We start from the raw sequence: 4,375 nt of genomic DNA on the forward strand, positions 1-4,375 counted from the left end.
CGAGCTGGTTTGCAGCAAGGGGCCACTGCTCCCCCTGTTTACTGCCCTCAAGTTGCACCGCATTCATCTGATCAGGCTGCAGGGGAAAGGGTTGATCAGCGCCCTGCCCGCCCTTTGGCAACTGCGCCAGCAGCGTTACGACCGGGTATATGTGCCATTTGCCTCCAGCACCGACCACTTGCTGGCCGCCTGGGTGCGCGGCTGCGAAAAACTGGGATTTGACGATGCCAAAGGGGATGCGATCTTCGCCCGTCCGGAACCCATCGAAGAAGATCGCCACTACGCCTACCGCCCGCTGCGCCTGCTGGGAGTAGATGCGGGCCCCGAGCAACAGATAGCGCTGGGACTGCCAGTGGCGACCCGCCATCCCCAGCTGGTTGAGCTGGCCAGAGCACACCCGGGGCAACCGCTCATCGGCTTTTTTACCGGCGCCCGCAAAGGCAAGGGGCTCTCCCCCATTCAGTGGCAACGACTGCTGGCCCAATTGCGCCGGCAAGCGCCCGATGCGGTGATGATCCAGTTCAACGACCCGGCTGCGCCACTGCCTCTGGTCGGCGATGTCACCCTCTCGCTCACCAGCCTGTGCGAATTCGCGGCCGTCACTGCCGGGCTTTCCCTCTTTGTCAGCTGCGATACCGGGCCGCTGCATCTGGCCGCCGCCAGTGGAGTCCCTTGTCTTGGCCTCTTTACCCAGACAGATCCGCGCCACTACGGCAGCCTCGGTGCCCAGCACCACAATCTGGTGGTGACTGATCGCGACCAGATCGCCCTTAATCACCAGTGGCTAAGCCGAGTGATGGAGCGTGAGCGCCCATCCCTGCCGCCCGCTCCACTGTTTATCGAACAATCCGCCCACCAGCCACTCAACCTGCAACAGGCGTGCTGAATGCGGCGCTTGTCATTTATGCAGCAAAGAGGGAAGGCTTTCGCCTTCCCTCTTTCGCTGTTAGCCCCCAGGTTGAAACGATTTATGTCATCAGAAGATCAACGATAGCGGGCTTCAATGCGCGCCAGCTCGCCACTTTGCCGTAACTGCTGCAGGGTCCTGTTGAACTCGGTGATCCGGGTATTGAAGCGGGAGTGTTTGCCAATGCAGAGGTTAAACGGAGTTGACTCAAGCACGAGTGGCACTTCAACCACCTGATTGGCCAGCCCCAGCTTGTTGAGTTTGAAACGCGCGACCAGCGGATCTGTCACCATCAGGTCACCCCGACCCGCAGCCAGCATTTTGAAGACGTTATCAACATTGATGGTCTGATGAACGGTGAAGCTGGCCAGGTTCTCCTTGCCCCAGCCATTGCCCAGATAGTCGAGAAAGGTGAACGCCTTGAGGTCGCCAAGACGTTTGGCTTGCAGGAACTCCTGCATATGGGAATGAGCGCGCGGCGTAAATATCGTCAGGGTCGTTGTGGTAACCGGCTCTTCCACAAGCAGGGTATAACTGCGCCGCTCCTGAGTGGCGATGGTTACAAAACCATCGGCCTGCGCCATCCGCACCATCTTTTGCGCACGTTGCCACGGATAGCCTTCATGGCGCACTCGCAGCCCCATCTGCGCGGCCACCCGATCCATCACATCGATCATCAGCCCGCGCATCTTGCCCTGTTCGTCACGCCACGAATATGGGGCAAAGTCGTCAAAGTAGACCATCTTCAATTCGGCCGCTGGTGCCGCCCAGACACTCTGCCACATCAGCAATCCCCACAGGATTGCGCTCCTCATACCAACACCCATGGCCGCGACTCCATCCACTCCTGCCACCTCTGAGCCTAGTGCAAAGCGGGCTGTGGCAAGGATCAGGAGCCAGTGAAAATAGTGACCAGAAAAAGAGAGGGGAAGCAGTGGCTTCCCCTCTCCCGTCAGCTTGTCAGCTTGTCAGCACGCCACCTTATCGATAGCGGTCACGACCTTCTGCTCACGCCAGCTCGGCGCGCAGCGCTTTGGTGGCATCGACCATCACCTTGAGGGCAGCTTCCGTCTCTTCCCAGCCGCGGGTCTTGAGGCCGCAGTCCGGGTTGACCCACAGCCGCTCGACCGGGATCTGTTTGGCCGCCTTGCGCAGCAACCCCTCAATCCAGCTCTGGCTCGGCACGTTCGGCGAGTGGATGTCATAGACGCCCGGGCCAATCTCGTTGGGGTAGTTGAAGCGCTCGAACGCTTCGAGCAGCTGCATCTGGCTGCGGCTGGTCTCGATGGTGATCACGTCCGCATCCAGCGCCGCCACCGCCTCGATGATGAGGTTGAAGTCGCTATAACACATGTGGGTGTGGATCTGGGTGCTGTCCGCCACCGGGCTGGCGCTCAGACGGAAGGCGCGCACCGCCCAGTCGAGATAGGCCTGATGATCCTGTTTGCGCAGCGGCAAGCCTTCGCGGATCGCCGGTTCATCGATCTGGATGATCTTGATGCCCGCACTTTCCAGATCCGCCACCTCGTCGCGAATGGCCAGCCCGATTTGCAAGGCGGACTGCTCGCGGCTCACGTCTTCGCGGGGGAAGGACCAGCAGAGGATGGTCACAGGACCGGTCAGCATCCCCTTGACCGGCTTGTCGGTCAGGCTCTGGGCAAACTGTGTCCACGCCAGGGTCATGGGGGTCGGGCGGTCAATATCGCGGGTGATCACCGGCGGCTTGACGCAGCGGGAGCCATAACTCTGTACCCAGCCGAAGCGGGTGATGGCAAAGCCATCCAGCAGCTCACCGAAATACTCCACCATGTCGTTGCGCTCGGCCTCGCCATGTACCAGCACGTCCAGCCCGATGGCCTCCTGACGCACGATGGCATCGCGGATCTCCGCCTGAATACCCGCCTCGTAGGCGCTGTCATCGATGCGACCAGCGCGCCAATCCTGCCGCAATACCCGGATCTGGGAGGTCTGCGGGAAGGAGCCGATGGTGGTGGTGGGCAGCAGCGGCAGCTTGAGATCCGAGCGCTGCAGCTCGGCCCTGACCGGATAGGGGCTGTGGCGATCAAAATCGCTGTTGGTGAGGCTGGCCAGCCGTGACTGCACCGCTTTTTTGTGCACCCGGCTGTCGGACTCCCGATCGACGATGGGCTGGCTGTAGGCGGTGATTTTGTCGAGCTCGCCCCCATCCAGATACTCTCTGAGCAGCCCCAGCTCGAAACATTTTTGCAAGGCGAAGGCGAACCAGCTGCGGGTCTGGGGATCCAGCTCCTGCTCCAGGGTCAAATCCACCGGGCTATGCAGCAATGAGCAGGATGAGGCCACCCATAGCCGCTCGCCGAGTTTGGCTTTCAGTGCCTTCAGAGTCGGCGCCAGCTTGGCCAGATTGGCACGCCAGACGTTACGGCCGTTGATCACCCCGGCGGAGATGACCCACTGGGCGGGCAGATGCGGAACCAGGGTCTCCAGCTGTTCGGGGGCGGCCACCAGATCCAGATGCAGGCCATCTACCTTGAGGCTGGTGATGATGTCGCGCTGATGAGCCACCGAACCAAAATAGGTGGTGAGCAGCAGCTTGCAGGGGCCCGCGAGGCGCTCGTAAGCGTTGAGGTAGGCCAGCCGCCACTCGTCCGGCAAGTCCAGCGCCAGCGCCGGTTCGTCGATCTGCACCCACTCCACCCCTTGGGCGGCCAGTTTCGCCAGGATCTCCTGATAGACGATGAGCAGGCGATCGAGCAGTTCAAGGCGAGAGAAGCCGCTCTCTTTCTCCTTGCCAAGCCACAGATAAGAGACCGGCCCCAGCAGCACTGCCTTGACCGGCAGCCCCAGCGCTTTGGCCTCTTCGACCTCGTCAAACAGCTGGCTCCAGCCCAGCTTGAAGCGCTGGTCACGGCTAAATTCCGGCACCAGATAGTGGTAGTTGGTGTTGAACCATTTGGTCATCTCGGCGGCCGCCGCCGCCGGGCCGGTCGGCGCACGACCACGGGCCACCCGGAACAGGGTGTCGAGGTCGGTCTCACCATTACGATGGCGGGCAGGCACCGCATCTACCAGCAGGCTGGTGCCGAGCACTTGGTCATACCAGGCGAAGTCGCCCACCGGCAGCAGATTGACCCCGGCGGCATGCTGGGCCTGCCAGTGGCGCTCACGTAGCGTCTTGCCCACGGCAACGAGTTCGGCCTGAGTGGTCTCGCCACGCCAGTAGGATTCGAGGGCAAATTTCAGCTCGCGCTTGGCGCCGATACGGGGGAAGCCCAGAGTGTGTGCTCGTGTCATAGGTTCATTTCCTTATGCTCATTCATCTGATGGGAAACTGGATGATTTAGCCATCCAGATGTTTACACATCCAAAATGACAAGATAAGGTGACGCTGGCTATTGAATCCTCTTCAACTGGCTCTCAAATAATCCTCAACTGACCGCCGAACAGGTTCACCGCGAGGATACAGAGGCCCGTTTTTGCATGTGTTAA

Annotated in this window: 3 protein-coding genes; 1 reads left to right on the forward strand and 2 read right to left on the reverse strand. The window is 60.9% G+C overall.

The genetic code is table 11. From position 1 onward, the window contains the following. The coding region (locus tag AACS24_RS01890; protein ID WP_258223052.1) for a glycosyltransferase family 9 protein at positions 1-886 on the forward strand (886 nt) is incomplete at its 5' end. A 98-nt stretch (positions 887-984) separates the two neighbouring features. Here AACS24_RS01890 and AACS24_RS01895 read toward each other — a convergent pair. Both AACS24_RS01895 and metE read right to left on the reverse strand, forming a co-directional pair. Beyond that, positions 985-1,734, reverse strand: a complete 750-nt coding sequence (locus tag AACS24_RS01895) for a substrate-binding periplasmic protein (protein ID WP_108572187.1) — start codon at positions 1,732-1,734, stop codon at positions 985-987. 181 nt (positions 1,735-1,915) lie between these two features. Next, entirely contained in the window at positions 1,916-4,180 is a 2,265-nt protein-coding gene (gene metE / locus AACS24_RS01900; protein WP_108572188.1) for a 5-methyltetrahydropteroyltriglutamate--homocysteine S-methyltransferase, read from the reverse strand. Positions 4,181-4,375: the final 195 nt, after the last annotated feature.

The sequence above is a fragment of the Aeromonas sp. HMWF016 genome, assembly GCF_963878195.1.
In the GTDB taxonomy this organism is placed as follows: domain Bacteria; phylum Pseudomonadota; class Gammaproteobacteria; order Enterobacterales; family Aeromonadaceae; genus Aeromonas; species Aeromonas lacus.

Bases quoted from the DNA above. Each gene is read 5' to 3' on its own strand.
- AACS24_RS01895 (WP_108572187.1), bottom strand. From the start codon at position 1,734: ATGGGTGTTGGTATGAGGAGCGCAATCCTGTGGGGATTGCTGATGTGG.
- metE (WP_108572188.1), bottom strand. From the start codon at position 4,180: ATGACACGAGCACACACTCTGGGCTTCCCCCGTATCGGCGCCAAGCGC.